This window comes from bacterium (genome assembly GCA_016702305.1).
Lineage (GTDB): Bacteria > Electryoneota > RPQS01 > RPQS01 > RPQS01 > JABWCQ01.
Genome location: JADJEH010000009.1, coordinates 300,730 through 318,756, shown reverse-complemented (window position 1 = coordinate 318,756; position 18,027 = coordinate 300,730). Strand labels below are relative to the sequence as shown.

Sequence of the window (18,027 nt, the reverse complement as noted above, 5' to 3'; positions counted from 1 at the left end):
TGTAATGTTTGCGAGTTCAGGAGGATTTCCTCCGGGTATCGTCGTTCGTGAAAGTGCCTGGTCTAATTCTCATCGGTTCCTGACAGCATCATGCTGTTCAGCGCGGACTCGTTGATCGTGATCTCGGAACGTGTTCGCAGATCCTGCAGCGTTGCGTCAATCGCCTCAAATTCCTTGCGCGAGTTGATCACGCTGCGCACGCTCTCGCGCACGTCGGCCAGCGGCCGGCGTGAACCGGGTTCCCGCGCCACAAGTTTCAGAACCGCGAACCCCTGGTCGCCCACCAGCGGCGGCAGACACTGGCCCACCGGCAAGGTGTCCAATTGCATGGCAATAGCAGTCGGGAATTCGCCCAGGCTGGCCCAGTCGCGCAGACCGCCGCGATCCTTATACTCGTCGGTCGAATACTGCTTGGCGATCCATGAGAAGTCCGCACCGGCGACAACCTTGTCGTAATCGGCGCGCGCTTCGTCTATCGTGCCACGGGTGTGAATTGCCACCTGCACGCGCCCCGGCTCGTGAAAATGCTCCGGGTGACCGTCATAGTACTCCTGAATCTCGGCGTCCGTTATCTTAATCGTCGGCGCGATGACCGACTGCAAGTACGTCACGATCAGCATGGAATCCTCAAACGCGACCGCGCTCGAGTCGATCCGCGGGTCATCCAAGTACTTGCGCTGCTTGGCAATCTCCTTCAGCATCATTAGGTCGAACTGCTCGTCCAGCACTTCATAGAGGACGTCCCACTGATTGCGATCGCCGCGCGCGATGTAGCGGTGGGTGAACTTGTTTTGCAGGTCTTCCGAGGTCAAAACCCGGTCTTTGCCGATACGCACGATGACAGTGCCCACGCCCGGTTCGCCCAGCGCGAAGCGCCCCGGAATGGAATCAATCGCCGTCGAATCAACCATCACAGGAATTGCCGCGCCTTCGCGAGCGATGAAATCCTTGCGGAATTCCGCGCCGCGCTGCATCAACAGGAAGTTCTTCAAGATGACCTTAACGCTGTCATAGAGCTCTTCCTCCGGCGGCAGGATCGCATCGGCCCGGGCAAGCGCCCACGTCCGCCATAGCATCATCGGTCCAACGAGCGTACCCGAGGGAACGCTTTCGATCTTCTTGGCAAGATGTTCGGGTATGTCAAACAGCGGAAACAAACCAGCGTCGCCGCCGACGTCCTTGAACTTATCAATCGCGTGCCGCTGCGCCAGCGACGCCATCGAGACGCCCTGCCCCACTATGCTGTCGGCGATCGCCGCAGAAAGACTCGAGTCGGGCACGCACAGAATCCGCAGCATCACACGCTGATAGTTGTGATCGAATGACGCACGAACTTCATCTTCCGACACTTCAAACGTCGTCGGCTGCACATCGCGCACCAGCAGTTCGAATGCCTGCGTTTCGCGGAACCATCGAACGGCGTCCGTGATCGTCTTTTCCTGATTCAGCCCCAAATCCCGCGCGTCTTGCGCCAATAGCCGGTCATTTATGAGCTTTTGAAGCAGCCGATTGACGTTGAAATCGGCGCGGTGCACTTCCTCCGTTTGTTCGGAGTGGATGTTCCGCAGTTCGTTCAGCAATGCGTCCGAAGTAATTTCCTCGCCGTTTACGGTTGCCAAGACGATCTTATCTTCGGCCCTTGCAGTTCCACAAACCAACAGCGCCGTCAAGACGATCAGCGCGATTCGAGTTCCGAGCATTTCAGTTGCCCCTTATTGGTTCCACTCGCCGACGCACGAGGCGCAAGTCGGAGACGAAATCGTCCACCACTTGTTGGGCCAGCAGCGCCGGACTATGTACAATTCCAACATCAAACAGACCTTTTCTATCGTCGCCTTTGCGTTCCAGCGTCTCCGCCCAAATTACCGCGTCGCTTGACGGGTCAATCCAGCGCAACTGGAGAGCCACGACCGGCTGAGCTCCCAACCCCGCGTCCCGTGCGAGGGTAAGCTCGCTGATCGAACCGGTCAGAATGAGATCCACGCCGAGACTGTCACGAAGCAGGCGGCTGATATCCTTCACGGACTGACCGTATCGCAAGTCCTCGCCTTCCAACATCACCGCACGAACGCGGCCGCGGTCCGCGACATTCACACCGCGCCGCCGCAAGGCCACACCCAGCAGATCGCCAATCATCTCGCTGCCCAGCGAATAGCCTTGTTCATCGGTGGGCGGTATCACGGCTACCGTCGAGCAGGGCTGAGTGATCTTCTCACGACGACCCACGACCAGACCGGTGACCTCCGTGCGTCGCTTTTTGGGCTCAAGCGTGAAATCCGACACCAGCTTACGCGCAACGGCCCGTGCCAGGCGCGTTCCGGAACGCGTTGCACGCGCCGTCAGCAGCGAAATCTCGCCGCCGCCTGATCGGGTCACACAATTGTTCCACGTCACTACCAGGTCCGAAGTTCGAATCAACCGCACGCAGACGCAGGCTTCGGACAACAGTGTATCCGTCCGAAAACGATGAATTGTGCCAACAAGCAGGAAGTCCGCGCCCATCATTCCTGCCATTGTCTCAATTTCAGCATCAAGCGGAGCCGCTGTATTGCGCAGGCGCAGTTGCCGCAAAGTGGCCGCGACGGAATCCTCAGAAATCAAATCAAAACCGTCGCGAATCAATTGCGATCGCAGCTCGCTTGTCAAAGGCCCGCGGCTGGCGCTCTCTTCACCGCTGTCCACCAGGGGCAGCAACGCGATGCGTTCGCCCGCCGACAGCACTGAACTCCACGCGAGCGCAATCAACCAGGCTATGAGGCGCCAAGTGGCCACGCTCACTCCAGTAACGAGCGAACGAGTTTACGAACCGCACGCTGCACGGCGTCACTGCGTGACGTTTCACCCGTGCCCAACATCTTCGATACAGAACTCGGCTGTCCCGTCGAAACAGCAGCTGACCACACCGTGCTGCCGGTCGTGCAGTCCACCATACGAGCGTCAATGCTGACAACGTGGCCAGTTGCGCCGCGGCCTTGAACAGCGGCCGCTTCACCGACGGAACCAAATATAACCGCCTGCACTTGCAGTGAGTCGCGCATCCGCCGCAGGCTCTCCAGATCCAACTCGCCGCCGCGCGTCGGATTCAAGTCGCGCATGATACGGCCCGTTTCGCCGGGTTCTACGACGTCAAAAGCCTGTGCTGCCAAGAGTTCCGTCATAAACAGCCGCGTCGCATAACCCGCTACGCCTTGCTCAGTCGAGAGATTCTCGAACGAAACGACGGCCACGCGCTCCACCAACCCGAAGTCGTACTCCGGATGGACAAAAATAGTAGTGCGGCGTGCCGCACAGCCCACGATACAGGCCGTGCTGACCAGCAGAAGGAAGGAAGTGATTTTTCTCATGAATGGCAACCGGCAGGTTGGCAATACTAAAACCGCGAATACAAACTGATGCGGGATGTCGAGGCGTCGGCCTCGTCGTCGCGCTCGTTGAGCGAATAAGAGAAGGAAAGTTCGGTGCGCGGCGTCCAGTTGAAAACCGCTTGCAGGGCGTATTGGTTCGACGAGGGCGTGTGATCGCCCTCGATCCGATTATAGGAACCGCCAAAAGACATCTTCGGTACCGGTTGCCACGAAGTAAACGCATTGTACGACTGATCGGTGCGCGTCGGATCCTCGCTGGCGGTCGCATCCGCCGACATCTGTATCGTGCTGGTCAACCGATAGGCCATTCGCGCGCTAACCGATGCGCGATACTTTCGCACCGCGGTGTAACGCGCCGAGTAAGTTTCATAGCGATGCGAAAGCGAAAGCTGCGAACGATTCGTCGGTTCGCCATCAAGCGTTGTAGTCACAGAGCGAGCGAAGATCATATCATCTGATTCGAAGCGCGAGTCTTCGCTATAGCTCAGCTGTGTTGACGCGCGCAATGCGGGTAGCACTTGAGCCATCACGTCAAACCGCGCATGATCGTAGCGGCGCAGAGTTGCCGTCTCGTTCTGCTCTTCTCCACGGTCAATCGTTGCGGTCGTGCTAAGTGCGCGACTCCATCGTGAGCGCAAGGCGACACCCGCGGCCGATGTCTGTCCCGCGGCCGTGTCTAAATCGGTGTAAGATGTCTGTGTCCATTGATAGCGTGCGGACAGGTCAAGGCGCCGCGACGGCTCGAAGCGCAATGATGACTGCAGGCCGTCTTCCTCGCGCGCCAACGTCAACAGTGACCCTTCTTGACGTAGTGCACTGCCCGCTACTTCCATCGAGAACCAGCGCGCCGGAGTCACGCGCAAACGTGCGTCGCCGCGCTGGTCTGTCGTGCGATTCTCAGGTGCATCCGCCGTGCGCGTTACCAAGGCCCGCAACTCCGTGACTTCAATTGGCGAACTCAGCAACTGCGGCGAGAGGGCCAGCTTGACGTAGCGCGTCTGCAACGGTGCGAAAGAGAACTCGAGACGTTGAAAGAAAGAGCTAAACACACCTTGCTTTGATCCGCCGACTTGCGTCCACGTGAGATTGTCGGTGCTCTGCCAGACAGTCCAGTTGAAAGGTACGACGCCCAGAGTGTCTACATACAAATATAAATGATCCACCGTCGTGCTGATGCCGAGGTCGAGCCCGAAGTTGTGCGCGGTGCCGTTGCCAAGGTCAAAGTTTTCACTCGCCGGAATCCCATACAATCCGTCAGTCAATCCCGGCGCCTCAATCAAAGCATCGAATTCCGGCGCGAGATCGTCACCATAGAGGCCGGAGGCGGGCACCGGCGTCAGTATTTCACCGGAGATCTGTGACTGATCACGTTCGGCGCGCGTGTTGACTTGATAGCCGCCCTGAATGTTGACCAGTCGTTTCAAAAGTGTCCGCGTCGCGTCTGCGCGTCCGCTATGCGAAACGGAAACGCGGTCAATGCCCGTGTCTACGCTTCGAGTACGATGTTCGGAGAACTCGTAGTTCGTGAAGAGCGTGCTATTGCTGTACGTGGCGCCGGCCGCGGTTTGCTGGGAACGTGTATCGTATCCCACCAGTTCGAGATCGTCCACGTTCTTCGACCAGTTTAGCGACCCGAATAAACGCGGCAGGCGATCCCATACAGTTTGCGCGTGCACCGATGCTGTGCGACTGGTGAGCTTTGAAGCGCCTTGCTCGTCGCGATCTGCGCGATAGGCGGCGTCGGCTCGTACATCGAGTATTCCCGGTCGCCAGTTCAGCGACCCCGTCGGCCGGACCTCGGTGCGCCACGAATAAGGACCTTCGTTCGCCTGGCTTTGCAAGTGACGAAACATGCCGGATAACGAATAGCGCAGTGTCGCTGAGGTCTCGCCATTCGTAAATACAGTGTAGCTTTGATCCAATGAGCGTGACCGCAGGCTGTCCTGCTCCGATGACGCCGCGCTTCCAGACAGCGAGCCACCCCACTCTGCCCGTGCAACGTCGCTTAACAGGACGCAGATCAGACAGAACAAGGTGGCCGTAACCCAACACAATCCGTACGGCGATTTATGGCGAAAAGGTGCTCGCATCGGAGCTTTCAAATAGTATCATTAATAGTCGTGATTTGTTATCATTTATCTGTCACATGAAGGGGCAAAAAGAAGGACCGGGGCTGCGGAGATACTCCGCAATCGGTCCTTCGCGACATGTGAATGGTTGCGGTCCATAAGGACTGCGATAAACAAGTCTGGTAACGTGAGCGCACTGGCTCGAAAAAATTGCCGCGGCCCCCAGGTTTTGAAAGGGGAGGAACAGCACCCAAAGGCCGCGGCCAAACGTGTTGTCAGAGAACGAAATCCAAAAAATCAATCGAACCAAACTACTCCGCTAGACTTAGAACGGATTGTGGTCGCCGGCGTCCTTGTTGTGGCACTTGTTGCACAACGAACGCTGATTCAGGCTGTTGTAGGTCTGGGGCATGACGTACGAGCCAGAGTTCTGTCCATCATCCTCAAAGAACGTCACGTTGAAGTCCCAACGGCCCGAATTCTGGGCGCTGGTCGCGTGCGCACGGTGGCAAGTGATGCAGCTTACCTTGGAATTGGCATCCGGGGAGCCTGTGTAGGTCATCGTCATGTCGGGATCTTCAAACGGAACATCCGCGATATACGAAGCCGACGGCGTGCCGCCGTTCTGATTCATCGTACCGGCGTAGATACCATAGGTATTCTGCACCGACGAGCTCATGCCAACACCACTGGGGTGACGATACTGATTCTGGTTGTTGTGGAAATTGCCGTGGCAATTGGCACACCAAGCGCTCATACCACTCTGGTACGCATTGTGGTTGACGTCCGATTCGAACGCCGCGTCGTCGTGAACGTCCAAACCAAGGGCCACCGGCGCCGCGTTCACATAATTAAAGTTACCAGCTTCGGCATGGTCACCCGCGCCGTAAAGCAGACGATAGTGCTCGTTGCCGTGCGGATCGTGGCAGCTCGTGCAGCCCAGCGCCGACGCCGGGTAGTTGCCGCCAGGAGAGATCGTGTTCAACGCATCCGCGACCGTGCCGCGGCTCGGAGAAATCACCGTGTGGCCAGCACGCCAGCCCGGAATGAAGTTGGCCGGCAAGTTACCATTGCGACCGTCATTGATATTGTCTTCCAGCAAGAAGGCGAAGTTACCCGGACCACGTTCCGCACCCGGATTCATCGGGTCGGCGGCCCATACTTTACCACGGCTCGTCGCATGGCACGACAGGCACAGGTCGGTGGCATTCGAGTACTTGAGCAGATACGGGAAGCCCGTGCCCGACGGATCGATCAGACCATTGTTGCCATTGGTGTTGTGCATCGTATGGCAACCCGCACAGTAAGCAACACCTTCATCGTGGAACGCAAGAGCGTTCGACAGCGGCAGACAAACCATAGCCGCGATTAACAGAGCGAACATAACAGACCGTCTCATTAGAGACCTCCTTAGACTACAGATATTCACCTCTACGACGAGATGATTCCATTGGGTTAAGATTGATCCTGACATATTTTCACGAACCGAAATCATCGTTTCACGAACCGCTGCTGGCAGTTTGAACCGCCAAAGCTTGTACACGGTCACCATAGGTCTGGCCCACCAGCAATGTGCCATCCGCGCACGCTACCAAGCTGGTCGGATGGAAAAACCACCCCGCGACCAAGCCAGCTCCGCCAGCCTCAAATTCAAATCGGCCATCCGGTCGAAAGAACTGAACCAGATGACGATGCTTATCCACTATCGCAAAACCGCCGTCCTTCAAGGGAACACCGGCAATTGGAAAACTCAATTCGCCCGGTCCGCCACCAGCCGTGCCAATGCTCCGCGTGAGCTTGCCGGTCAAATCAAAACAACTCACGTTGCCAAAGACCGGAAACGGCAGGACGATCTCGTCCGCGTAGATGGCAAAGTTACCGATAATCGTATTGAAGCGCGAGATAGAGTCGCCTTCAGTGAAGACAAAATAGTCGCGTACTGGCGCGGCGTCTGCCGAGAATACATGCACCTGCAACGGCATCGTCGTCAAGACGTGTAATTGATCCTGAGCGTCCAGCGCGATGCCTGCCGGTTGCAGCCGTTCCGTCCCGTCCGTCAGATCGAAGTACCGCAGAAACTCGCCGTTGTAGTCAAACACTGCCAGAGTATGCTCGCGGGTATCGCCTAAAACAAAAATCCGTCCCTGCGCGTCCACGGCAACCTGCCGGGGCGACACGAGACGGTCTCGGGTTGAAAACTCAAAATTGTACTGACGGTCTGCATCATAGATCGCGATACGCGACGTCGAGGCGTCTACAACATAAACGTCATTTGTGTGCGTATCCACATACAAGCCCGTCGGCTGCAAGGCCGATTGCTCGCCCGCCGGATAGCTCAATGTCGGCACGATCGCAACCGATCGATCCGCCGCCATCGCCGCCCCGGCCAGACACGCCAACAACACAAGCGCTGCTCTTAAGCAGTGGAGGTGCGCGTAGCGCGAAGTCGTATGTCGTTGCGAGGGCCGCATGGCCTGAATGTTCGGTATCAACGCAGACGACGTCGCCGTCTACTTTGACCTCACCTTATGGAAATTGCTAAGCGCTGAATCTTACTCGATTAGTCCGATTTACCACAGATTTCAGCGTGCTTAAGCTTGGCCCAAAGATACCACATTGGGTGAGAAAACGCAACGCCGAACACACTGTGCCTCAGATTGGTCATTTCCACCTATCTCAGTGATCCATACTTTACTAAGCGCTTGAAATCTTTTGCGAAAGATTTCACAAACGACCCAAAAGGGTCAGTGACAATAAGAAAGAAATGACAGCAAACAGAGGCATCCGCGAAATCCAGCCTCTCTATGCTTGTGCAAATTGCACAGGCATACCTGCGTAACTGCGCGAATATGCGACTGCTAAACTCTTGTGTTTAAATCAACCAGTTCAAATCCTCAAACATGACAAAAGAAGTCACATTTCGCGCCGCATCATAGTGTGACATTGCTACACTTTTGCATTGTGACAATTGCATGACACTCAATTATGCACTGTTCGCTATCTTGAACACCGAAAATGAGCCAAAAGCACGGATTTCTCCCATGATCATCGGTACCCGCGGCAGCGACTTAGCAAGGACACAAACCAATTGGGTCAAGAGCTTCCTCGAGAAGCAGTTGAATATGCCCATTGAGGTCAACATTATCTCCACCCAAGGCGACCGTGTGACCGACCGACCATTGCGCGAGTTGGAAGGCAGCGGCTACTTCACTAAAGAGCTCGAAGAAGCCTTACTCGATCGCCGCATTGATGTCGCCGTGCATTCGTACAAGGACATGCCCTCAAGCTGTCCCGACGGATTGGTCCTGGCTGCTGTGTCCGCCCGCGAAGACGTGGCTGACCTGCTGATCATGCGACGCGAGACGGCCACCGAATCCGCCGATGAGTTCTATCTGAGGCCGGGCGCCATGGTCGGTACAAGCGCGGTGCGCCGCGAAACTCAGTTGCTTGCCCACCGTCCAGATATCACACCCCGAGATTTGCGCGGCAATGTCCCCACCCGCCTGCGCAAGTTGCGCGATGGCGAATATGACGCGATCATGCTCGCCTGCGCGGGTGTCGCGCGACTTGGGTTGGACCTGTCGGAATTCACCGCCATCCGGCTCAACCCGACCGAGTTCATTCCCGCACCGTGTCAGGGTGCCTTGGCGATCCAGATGCGCGGTGATGACGAGCGGATCACTGGTGTGCAAACGGCCATTCACAATCTTGACGCCGCGATAGCGACACGCTTGGAACGCCAGGTACAGTCGCTGTTCGGCGGCGGCTGTGGCTTGCCGCTGGGCGTTTATGCCTATCGCATCGGCGACGCATGGCGACTGGAAGGCTTCTGGTTTAGCAAAGAAACCGGTCCCGTGCGCGCCGGTGTGCAGGGGACGGATGCCGCCGCTCTGCCGCAGGAGCTCTTCGAGCATTTGAGCGCCTCATGCCACGCGTGCTGATTCTGCGCAAGCCGGATAGCGCGGTACAGTTGCGCGCTGCATTGGAAGCGGAAGGCTATAGCTCCGCCGCGCTGCCTGTGACTGCAACCGAGTTCCTATTGCCCGCGAATTTCGTCGGCGTGACCACGCCGTGGATTGCCTTCACCAGCGCCAATGGCGCACGTGGATTGTATCGCGCTCTCGTGCACGCGGCCCATGTGCTACAGCCTTCCGTGCGGATCGCCTGCGTCGGCCAAGCGACTGCCGATGTCGCCCATGCGCTGTTCGCCCGTAAACCGGATCATGTTGCGCCCGTTGCCGATGGCGCGCATCTCGCTCTTTCGCTTTCTAAATCGTTGCCCGCCGGTACGGACATCCTCTACCCGTGTCCCGGCGGGCACGACTCTGACTTCACGACGACCTGCCGCGAATTGGGTCTGAATGTGCAGGCGTTGCCTGTCTACCGCACGCTGATGCTCGATCCGCAGGAGTTGCAAACAGCGCTCGCGGCGCTGTTGCCGTGCGAATATGCCGTGTTCTATGCGCCAAGCGCCGTACGTGCATTTTGCCTGGCCCATCCGCTGCCGTGGCCGTTCACAGCAGTCGCCATCGGGCCGACGACGCATCGCGCCTTGATTACAATGGGCCAGCGTAACACGATTCTGTCCGAACAACCTCGCGCGGAGGCTATTGTGAACGCCATCCGCTTCGCCGATAGCAATGCCTGGGAGCCCGAGCATGTCTGATGTGTTGACCGCGCCGGATCGCGCACGTAATTTAACCGTCGATTCCGGAAAGTACCTGCGCGCCGCACGCGGCGAAACGCTCTCCGTGCCGCCCGTGTGGTTGATGCGGCAGGCCGGACGCTACCTGCCGGAATATCGCGCCGTCCGCGAACAGCATGACTTCATCACCGTCTGCCGCACGCCGGAGCTGGCCTGCGAAGTGACGCTGCAACCGATTCGCCGCTTTCAATTTGACGCCGCGATTCTGTTCAGCGACATTCTGATTCCCGCCATACCGCTCGGCGCGGGTCTGCAATTTGACAGCGGGCACGGCCCGGTCATCCCGCATCCGGTGCGCACAGGCGAACAGGTGCAGTCCCTGCGCGACTTTGATCCGCAGGATGAACTTGCCGATGTGTTGGAGGCCGTGACGCTGTTGCGACGCGAACTGCCGTCGGAAACCGCCCTGATCGGATTCTGCGGTGCGCCCTACACTGTGGCAACATATTTGATTGAGGGCGGCAAACCCGACCCGTTCAAGTTCACCAAACAAATGATGTACGGTGACCGCGCGGCGTTCACGCTGTTGCTGGACAAGCTGGCGAATATGACGATCCGTTACCTGCGGGCGCAGGTGCAAGCGGGCGCCGATGCGATTCAGCTCTTTGACACGTGGGCGGGGAATCTGACTGATGATGAATTCCGCACGGTCAATTTGCCCGTGCTGCGCCGCATTTTCACCGAACTGAGTGACTTGGGCGTGCCCATGACCTACTTTGCGCTCAACAGTATGCATCTGGTTTCTGCCTGCGAGGCAGGTGCGAGCGTGTATGGCCTGGACTGGCGTATGACTTTCGATCAAGCCCGTGCGCGTTTCGGCACGGAGGTCGCGCTGCAAGGCAATCTTGATCCAATCCTGCTTTTGACCGACGAAACGACGATTCGCAATCGCACGCGCGAAATCCGCGCGCAGGCCGGACCGCGCGGTCACATTTTCAATTTGGGCCACGGCATCCTGCCCAGCACCCCGATTCACAATGTAGAAGTGCTGCTCGACGAGATTCGCGGAGGGCGCCAGTGAATCTGAATAACTGGTACGACATTTCTGAAGAGCGCGCGTTCGCGCTGGTGCAAGAGCTTGATGGCCGCGGTCCGCGCTACACGTCATACCCGACGGTACCGGTATGGCAAGCGCCTATCAATGAAGCCGCGTATATCCGGACGCTGCGCCGACTCGGACAAGACGGCGAAGGCATCGCTGTCTATCTGCATCTGCCGTTCTGCCGCCAGCGCTGCTTGTATTGTGGTTGCAACGCGCACATTACTCACGACGACGCACGCATGCAGCGCTACATGGATGCGCTCGAAGGCGAAGTGCGCAAAGTCGCCTCCGAGTTCCGGCATCCGGTGCAGCACAGCCAGTTGCATCTCGGCGGTGGAACGCCGACCTATATCCCCGCCGAACGCTTAGCGCGCGCGCTGGACCTGATCATTAAACACATTCCCGGCACGCCGGATTGCGACCGTTCGGTCGAAGTGGATCCCCGCGTGACGACGGACCAACATCTTGCTCTGCTCGCGGCGCGCGGCTTTACGCGAATCTCGGCGGGATTACAGGACCTCGATCCCAATGTGCAGCAGGCCGTGCGCCGCGAGTTTAGCTTTGACGACATGCAGGCATTCATCGAGCGCGCCCGTGCGCATGGTTTCACCAGCGTCAATATTGACTTGATCTATGGATTGCCGCGCCAGACGCGGGCGACTTGGAAAGACACGCTCGCTCACGTCGCCACGCTGCGGCCCGATCGCCTCGCGTGCTTCGGATACGCACACCTGCCCGCTCGCATGAAGCATCAACAGGCCATCCATGAGGACGAACTGCCATCGCCGCGCGAACGCCTGGGCATGCTGTTTGACGCGCATCGAGTCCTCAGCGATGCGGGTTACTCCGGAATCGGTATGGATCATTTCGCACTGCCCGACGATGATCTGGCGCGGGCGCAGCAGGCGGGACGGCTCTGGCGCAATTTCATGGGCTACACGACGACACGCGGGCTCGAACTGCTCGGCCTCGGCTGCTCCGGCATCAGCGAATTCCACGATCTCTTCACGCAAAATATCGCGCAGCCGGAAGCCTACGCCGCCGCACTCGAAGCGAATCTCTGGCCGCTCGAGCGCGGACATGAATTGAATGAAGATGATCGCACGACCAAGCAGATCATTAATCATCTGATGTGCAATCTGGAAGTGAAGCGCCCCGCCACGACCGGCGAAAATACCGAGTTTGAAACACGCATGAACCACGCGCTGGCCGAAATCGCGGCATACGAACCGCTCGGCTTGGTCCGTCGCGAAAACGGCGGCTATCTCGTCACGCCGCTGGGCCAACTCTTCGTGCGCAATCTGGCGATGCCGTTCGACCGCTATCTGGCCGGACAACAAAACGTGCAGTTCTCCAAAACCGTATAGGTCACGACGATGACTGAAGCCATTCTTCTGATCAATATGGGCGGCCCGGCCCGTCGCAACGACATCGAACCGTACCTGCGCGAGATCTTCAGCGATCCGGCGATTATTGACTTGCCCGCGATTTTGCGCAAGCCGCTGGCGAGTCTGATTGCGAAAAAACGCGTAGACGAAGTGGCTGAACGCTACGAGTCCATTGGCGGTTACACCCCGCTCTTCCACTGGAGCGAATCGCTGCGTCAGAACGTTATTCAGGAATTGAACGCGCACGGTGCGCCAATGGAGGTCGCGTGGGCGTTTCGTTACATTTCGCCAACGATCCCCGAGGCGCTCGAACAACTGCGCAAGAAGGGCGTGACAAAGGTCCACATTCTGCCGCTTTTCCCGCACTACACGCATACGATGACAGGCTCGGTGATGAAGGAGGTCGAGCGCGCCGCAGAGCACCTGGGATTGAAGTACGAATACCTTGAAGATTGGGGCCAGGAAGAAGCTGTGCTCGAACTGTGGGGATCGTATCTGGAGGCCGCGCTGGCTGAAGCAGGAATGGGCGCGCGAGTCATGTTTGTCGCGCACGGTATCCCGCAAATTTATGTCAACCGCGGTGACGACTATCCTGACCGGGTGCGCGCGTCGGCAGAAAAACTCGCACGCCGTCTGCCGCAGGGCACGGAGTGGGTCGTGGCGTTTCAGAGCAAAGTCGGTCCCGTGGCGTGGACGAAGCCGTATATGGAAGAGGTTCTACCCGAATGGACCAAGAGCGATGCGCCGATCGTCATGATGCCGTTAAGTTTCGTCGCCGATTGTCTGGAAACGCTGTATGATCTCGATAGCGTTGCCAAAGAGATGGTCGAAAGTGCCGGCGTGAAAAAATACGTTCGCGCACGCGTCTTTAACGACGATCCGCAATTTGCCCATGCGCTGCTGCATGTTTGGCACGAGAGCCACGATGAAGCCGCCTGCTAATCCTCTGGCGCCGAGAGTTGTCGTCGTCGGTGGCGGCGTGGCCGGCCTCGCGACCGCGTACATGATCCGTGCGCTCGCGCGCGAACACGGGGCTAACCCGCGAATGACAATTCTGGAAGCGCAGCCGGTTATCGGCGGCGCGACGCGCACCGAGCGCAGCGATGGCTACCTGTGCGAATGGGGACCAAACGGATTCCTGGACAACGAACCCGCGACGCTTGATCTGGTGAAACGGCTGGGCTTGGAGCCGCGGTTGATCAAGGCGTCGCCGCATGCCGCTAAACGCTACATTTACCACCACGGCAAGATGCGTGAAGTCCCGCTGTCGCCGGGCGCGTTTCTGAAATCTGACATCCTGCCAACCGGCGCGAAATTGCGCATGGCGTGTGAGCTGGCCATCCCCGCGAAGCGCGATCAGGACGACGAAACCGTGTATGATTTCGCGCGGCGCAGACTTGGTGAATCCTTCGCGCAGTATATGATTGATCCGATGGTCTCGGGTATCTTTGCGGGCAACGCGCGCGAATTGTCGTTGCGCGCGGTGTTCCCGAAGATGGTTGAAATGGAAAACGAATACGGTGGGTTGTTTCGCGCTATGATTGCCAAGCAGCGCGCGGCTAAGCGCAACGGAAAAGCAACCGGTGGACCGGGCGGTGCGGCGGCGACGCTGACTACATTTGCTGACGGCATGGGCGAGCTGACCGATACGCTTGCCGCGGAATTGACTGAAATGATCATTACCAATGCGCAGGTGGAAGCTGTGCAACCGCGCGGGGACTACTTTGACGTCGTGACGCCCGATGGAACGTATGCCGCCGACGCCGTAATTCTCGCCTGTCCATCCTATGCAGCGGCGGATATCGTGAGGGGCATCTGTTACAACGCCGCCGAATGTCTCCGCGCCATTCCCTATGCGCCCATAGACGTAGTAGCGCATGGACACAAAACCGAGGATGTTGGGCACCCATTAGATGGCTTTGGCGTCCTAATTCCGCGTGGCGAAGACTATCGTGCGCTGGGCTCGCTCTGGTGCGATGCGATCTTCCCGAATCAGGCACCGCAGGGAATGCACATGCTCCGCACAATGATCGGCGGAGCCCAGGATCCGGCCATTGTCAATCTAAGCGATGCCGAAGTTGAACAAATTGCTTCGAACGAACATCGCCGCCTGTTTAACGTGCGCCAAGAACCCGTCTTCAGAAAACTGATTCGTCATCCGCAAGGCATCGCACAATACACACGAGGCCATTTGGACCGCATCGGCGAGTTGGAACTCCTGGAACGGCAACTGCCGGGCCTATTCCTCACCGGCGCGGCTTACCGCGGCGTCTCTGTGAACGGCTGTGTCAAAGACGCGTTTCGTGTCGCCAAGTCACTGCTTACGCAATGGAGAATCCATTAGGATATGTGGCTCTACACCCTCCTACCGGCGATTTTGCTGTTATTCTTTGGCGGGCTGCTCGCCATGTGGCTCATCCTCTATCATAAGCCCGACGACCTTATGGAACGCCATGCCGTCAAGCTCGGCTGGGTCGCGCTGGCGGTGTATGCGGTGTGGCTTGGTGCGCTCAGTGCCGTGCAACAGCAGATTCCGATTCTGACGGTCGGACAAATCTGCGCGTTCTTGGGCTTCCTGATCTGGATGGATCAACAGCTGGTCGAGCGCCGGATCTCCCAACGCATGCTTGTTCTTTTGCCACTAGTGCTTGTGGTTTGCCTGCTCTTGGCATCCATCGCCGGAGGGTTGCGTCACGTGGAAGGTCCGCGCGAACTGCACTCCGCATGGTCAGCCGTGCACATCATTCTCTCGATGGCGGGTGTGGCGATGCTCTTCGGCAGCGGTGTTTATGGTGCCGGTTCGATTGTCCTGAGGCGCATGCTCAAGAATCGCCAATTCGGGCGGCTCTTCTCGACCCTGCCGTCCATGGATGACATGCACCGTCTGCGGTCTTTGGCGATCTATCACGGCTGGCTGCTGATAACGGTAAGTTTTGCCTCGTCAACCATCTTCATGTTCATTGAGCGCGAAGGTTCGCCGAGCTTCTTCAGTCATTTGCACGAGATGTTTGCCCTCTGGGTAGTTGCGTCGGTGCTGGCACTGTCCGAACGCAAACGCTGGCTCGGCGATCAGCGGCAGGCGCGGCTCACCGTGGCACTCACGACCCTGATGTTTCTGCTCATGGCCGGCTCGGTGGCACAGATCTTCTTCGGGGGCCGTTCGTGAAGCTCGAGATGATCGGTTTGAATCACCGAACGGCCGTACTCTCTATGCGCGAGAAAGCGGCGATTGCGCCGGACGCGCTGCCCATGATTCTCGAAGGCCTGGTGCGACATCCGAATATCGAAGGTGCCGTGATTCTCTCGACGTGCAATCGTGCCGAAATCTATGTCTCGCCGACCTATCACTTCGAGGAATCCGAGCTGCGCGCGCTCTACGCCGAAGCGTGCGGCTTGGATCCGGATGACGGCAACGTGGCCTATGTGTACCGCGACGCCGCCGCCGCACGCCACCTGTTTCGGGTGGCCTCCGGCCTCGATTCCCAGATGCTCGGAGAGATTCAGATTCTTGCGCAGGTGAAGAACGCGTATGGCACGGCGTTAGAGCTTGCCAGCACGAGTGCCACGTTAAACAAGGTCTTCACGCACGCGATTTCCTGCGGCAAGCAAGTGCGCACGCGCACGGCGATTTCACAAGGCGCGGTGTCGGTGGCCTATGCCGCCATCGAAGTTGCGCAGCGGCTCTTCCGCAAGATCGAAGAGCAGAACATCCTGCTGGTCGGCGCGGGCGAAACGACGCAACTTGCGGCGAAGTACCTTGCTGACGCGGGCGCCTGCAAAGTGCGCGTCAGCAATCGCACAGCGGAGCGGGCCGCGGTGCTGGCCGAACAGATTGCGGGCGACGTGACGAACTTCCCCCCGACGGCTGACGATCTGGCGTGGGCAGACATCGTGGTCTCCGCAACTTCCGCGCAGACGCCGGTTCTCAACGTCGCCGAGCAGGGCGGGACGCTGCGCCAGCGCAAACGTCCGCTGCTATTCCTTGATCTGGCTGTACCACGTGACGTTGATCCGAAGTTTGCCGACTTCGATGACGTTTATGTCTACACCGTGGACGATTTCCAGGAGCTCGTCGCCGTCAATATTCGGGCACGCCAAAAAGAAGCCGTGCGCGCCGAGGAGATCGTCGAGAAAGAAGTCGAAGAGTTCGTCGAATGGTATCGCAATAATCGCATTGCGCCGAGTTTACAGCAATTGCAGGCTGCGCTCGAGAGTATTCGCGCCGCTGAAGTCGAACATCAGGCCCACCACTTCCGGCCCGAAGACCGCGAAGAGGTCGAGAAGTTCTCACGCGCCATGATGAAAAAAGTCACAAGCCTGATTGTCGCCAATATGCGCCGCGCCGCGGCGGACGGCAACGATCTAACCCTCGCTCGGGCCATCGCCGTTGCCTTCGCCGGAAAGGACCGCGCGGCCACCGAGCAAATACTCGAACAACTGAACCATGAGCTTTCCCACTGACCGTCCGCGCCGCCTGCGCCGCACTGATACGCTGCGCCGACTTGTACGCGAGAATTACCTGTCGCCCTCCGATCTGATTCAACCGCTGTTCGTTGTGCCGGGCTCGAACATCGTCAACGAGATTTCCAGCTTACCAGGGCAGTGGCATTGGTCCGTGGACCGCGTCGTAGAAGCCGCCGCCCGCTGCGTCAGCGCCAAAGTGCCGGGCGTGATCCTGTTCGGCATTCCGACCTACAAGGATGAAGTTGGTTCTGCCGCGTACGACGACAACGCCGAAGTGCAACAGGCCGTGCGCGCGATCAAGCACGCTTATCCCGATCTACTCGTTATCACCGATGTCTGCCTGTGTGAATACACGAGCCACGGCCACTGCGGCGCGTTGCATGGCCATGACGTTGATAACGACGCGACGCTGGCTCTCCTGGCGAGAACCGCCGTCAGTCACGCGCGTGCCGGCGCTGACATCGTTGCCCCGTCGGATATGATGGACGGCCGGATCGGCGCCATTCGCAAAGCTCTCGACGCCAACGGCTACGAGCATATTGCCATCTTGTCTTACGCCGTAAAGTATGCTTCGGCGTACTACGGGCCGTTCCGGATCGCCGTGGACTCGGCGCCGCAATTCGGCGACCGCCGCGGCTATCAGATGGACCCGGCCAATGCGCTTGAAGCGCTGCGCGAAGTCGAATTGGATTTGGCCGAAGGTGCGGACATGATCATGGTCAAGCCCGGTATCGCCTATCTCGACATTCTGCACGCGGTCAAGCAGAAGTATGGCCGCGTCACCGCCGCCTATCAAGTTTCCGGCGAATACGCGATGATCGAAGCGGCGGCGCAGCGCGGGTGGATTGACCGCAAGCGAATCATCCTCGAATCTTTACTGGCTTTCAAACGCGCCGGAGCGGACTTCGTTCTGTCGTACCATGCCGCCGAGGCCGCCGAGTGGCTCAATCAGGAATTCGCCCAATGACACTCATGGACTCCCACGAGCTGACGC

The 18,027-nt window shown here is 58.5% G+C and carries 15 protein-coding genes; 9 read left to right on the top strand and 6 right to left on the bottom strand.

Going from position 1 to position 18,027, the window contains the following annotated elements; translation table 11 throughout:
• Positions 1 to 62 precede the first annotated feature (62 nt).
• The 6 genes from IPH10_10135 to IPH10_10110 all read right to left on the bottom strand — a co-directional run bounded on the left by IPH10_10135 (position 63) and on the right by IPH10_10110 (position 7,809).
• Positions 63 to 1,700: a peptidyl-prolyl cis-trans isomerase gene (locus IPH10_10135; protein MBK6911273.1), complete on the bottom strand. Its 1,638-nt coding sequence runs from the start codon at positions 1,698 to 1,700 to the stop codon at positions 63 to 65.
• Position 1,701: 1 nt separating this feature from the next.
• Positions 1,702 to 2,772, bottom strand: coding sequence for a hypothetical protein (locus tag IPH10_10130; GenBank protein MBK6911272.1), 1,071 nt, complete (start codon positions 2,770 to 2,772; stop codon positions 1,702 to 1,704).
• A gap of 2 nt (positions 2,773 to 2,774) precedes the next feature.
• Entirely contained in the window at positions 2,775 to 3,344 is a 570-nt protein-coding gene (locus IPH10_10125; protein MBK6911271.1) for a hypothetical protein, read from the bottom strand.
• 26 nt (positions 3,345 to 3,370) lie between these two features.
• Positions 3,371 to 5,455 carry a hypothetical protein gene (locus IPH10_10120; protein ID MBK6911270.1) on the bottom strand — a complete coding sequence of 695 codons (2,085 nt, stop codon included), beginning with the start codon at positions 5,453 to 5,455 and terminating at the stop codon, positions 3,371 to 3,373.
• 304 nt (positions 5,456 to 5,759) lie between these two features.
• Complete coding sequence (locus IPH10_10115) at positions 5,760 to 6,833, bottom strand: hypothetical protein (GenBank protein ID MBK6911269.1); 1,074 nt, start codon at positions 6,831 to 6,833, stop codon at positions 5,760 to 5,762.
• A 100-nt stretch (positions 6,834 to 6,933) separates the two neighbouring features.
• Positions 6,934 to 7,809 (bottom strand): NHL repeat-containing protein, encoded by an 876-nt coding sequence (locus IPH10_10110; protein MBK6911268.1) that lies wholly within the window; start codon positions 7,807 to 7,809, stop codon positions 6,934 to 6,936.
• Between the two features lie 666 nt (positions 7,810 to 8,475).
• Here IPH10_10110 and hemC point away from each other — a divergent pair.
• The 9 genes from hemC to hemB are packed head-to-tail and all read left to right on the top strand — an operon-like array spanning position 8,476 to position 18,000.
• Positions 8,476 to 9,375 (top strand): hydroxymethylbilane synthase, encoded by a 900-nt coding sequence (gene hemC, locus IPH10_10105; protein MBK6911267.1) that lies wholly within the window; start codon positions 8,476 to 8,478, stop codon positions 9,373 to 9,375.
• Complete coding sequence (locus IPH10_10100; protein ID MBK6911266.1) at positions 9,360 to 10,100, top strand: uroporphyrinogen-III synthase; 741 nt, start codon at positions 9,360 to 9,362, stop codon at positions 10,098 to 10,100. Before hemC ends, IPH10_10100 begins: the two co-directional genes overlap by 16 nt.
• The gene (gene hemE / locus IPH10_10095) at positions 10,093 to 11,160 is read left to right on the top strand and encodes a uroporphyrinogen decarboxylase (GenBank protein MBK6911265.1); all 1,068 of its coding nucleotides are present in this window, start codon (positions 10,093 to 10,095) and stop codon (positions 11,158 to 11,160) included. The genes IPH10_10100 and hemE overlap by 8 nt, the downstream gene beginning before the upstream one ends.
• Positions 11,157 to 12,548 (top strand): oxygen-independent coproporphyrinogen III oxidase, encoded by a 1,392-nt coding sequence (hemN, locus tag IPH10_10090; GenBank protein ID MBK6911264.1) that lies wholly within the window; start codon positions 11,157 to 11,159, stop codon positions 12,546 to 12,548. The genes hemE and hemN overlap by 4 nt, the downstream gene beginning before the upstream one ends.
• Before the next feature lie 9 nt (positions 12,549 to 12,557).
• Entirely contained in the window at positions 12,558 to 13,511 is a 954-nt protein-coding gene (hemH, locus tag IPH10_10085; protein ID MBK6911263.1) for a ferrochelatase, read from the top strand.
• Positions 13,495 to 14,913, top strand: coding sequence for a protoporphyrinogen oxidase (hemG, locus tag IPH10_10080; protein MBK6911262.1), 1,419 nt, complete (start codon positions 13,495 to 13,497; stop codon positions 14,911 to 14,913). The genes hemH and hemG overlap by 17 nt, the downstream gene beginning before the upstream one ends.
• 3 nt (positions 14,914 to 14,916) lie before the next feature.
• Positions 14,917 to 15,735 carry a hypothetical protein gene (locus IPH10_10075; GenBank protein ID MBK6911261.1) on the top strand — a complete coding sequence of 273 codons (819 nt, stop codon included), beginning with the start codon at positions 14,917 to 14,919 and terminating at the stop codon, positions 15,733 to 15,735.
• Positions 15,732 to 17,030, top strand: a complete 1,299-nt coding sequence (locus IPH10_10070) for a glutamyl-tRNA reductase (GenBank protein ID MBK6911260.1) — start codon at positions 15,732 to 15,734, stop codon at positions 17,028 to 17,030. The genes IPH10_10075 and IPH10_10070 overlap by 4 nt, the downstream gene beginning before the upstream one ends.
• On the top strand, positions 17,014 to 18,000 hold the full coding sequence (hemB, locus tag IPH10_10065; GenBank protein ID MBK6911259.1) for a porphobilinogen synthase: 987 nt from the start codon (positions 17,014 to 17,016) through the stop codon (positions 17,998 to 18,000). Before IPH10_10070 ends, hemB begins: the two co-directional genes overlap by 17 nt.
• The last annotated feature ends 27 nt before the right edge of the window (positions 18,001 to 18,027 follow it).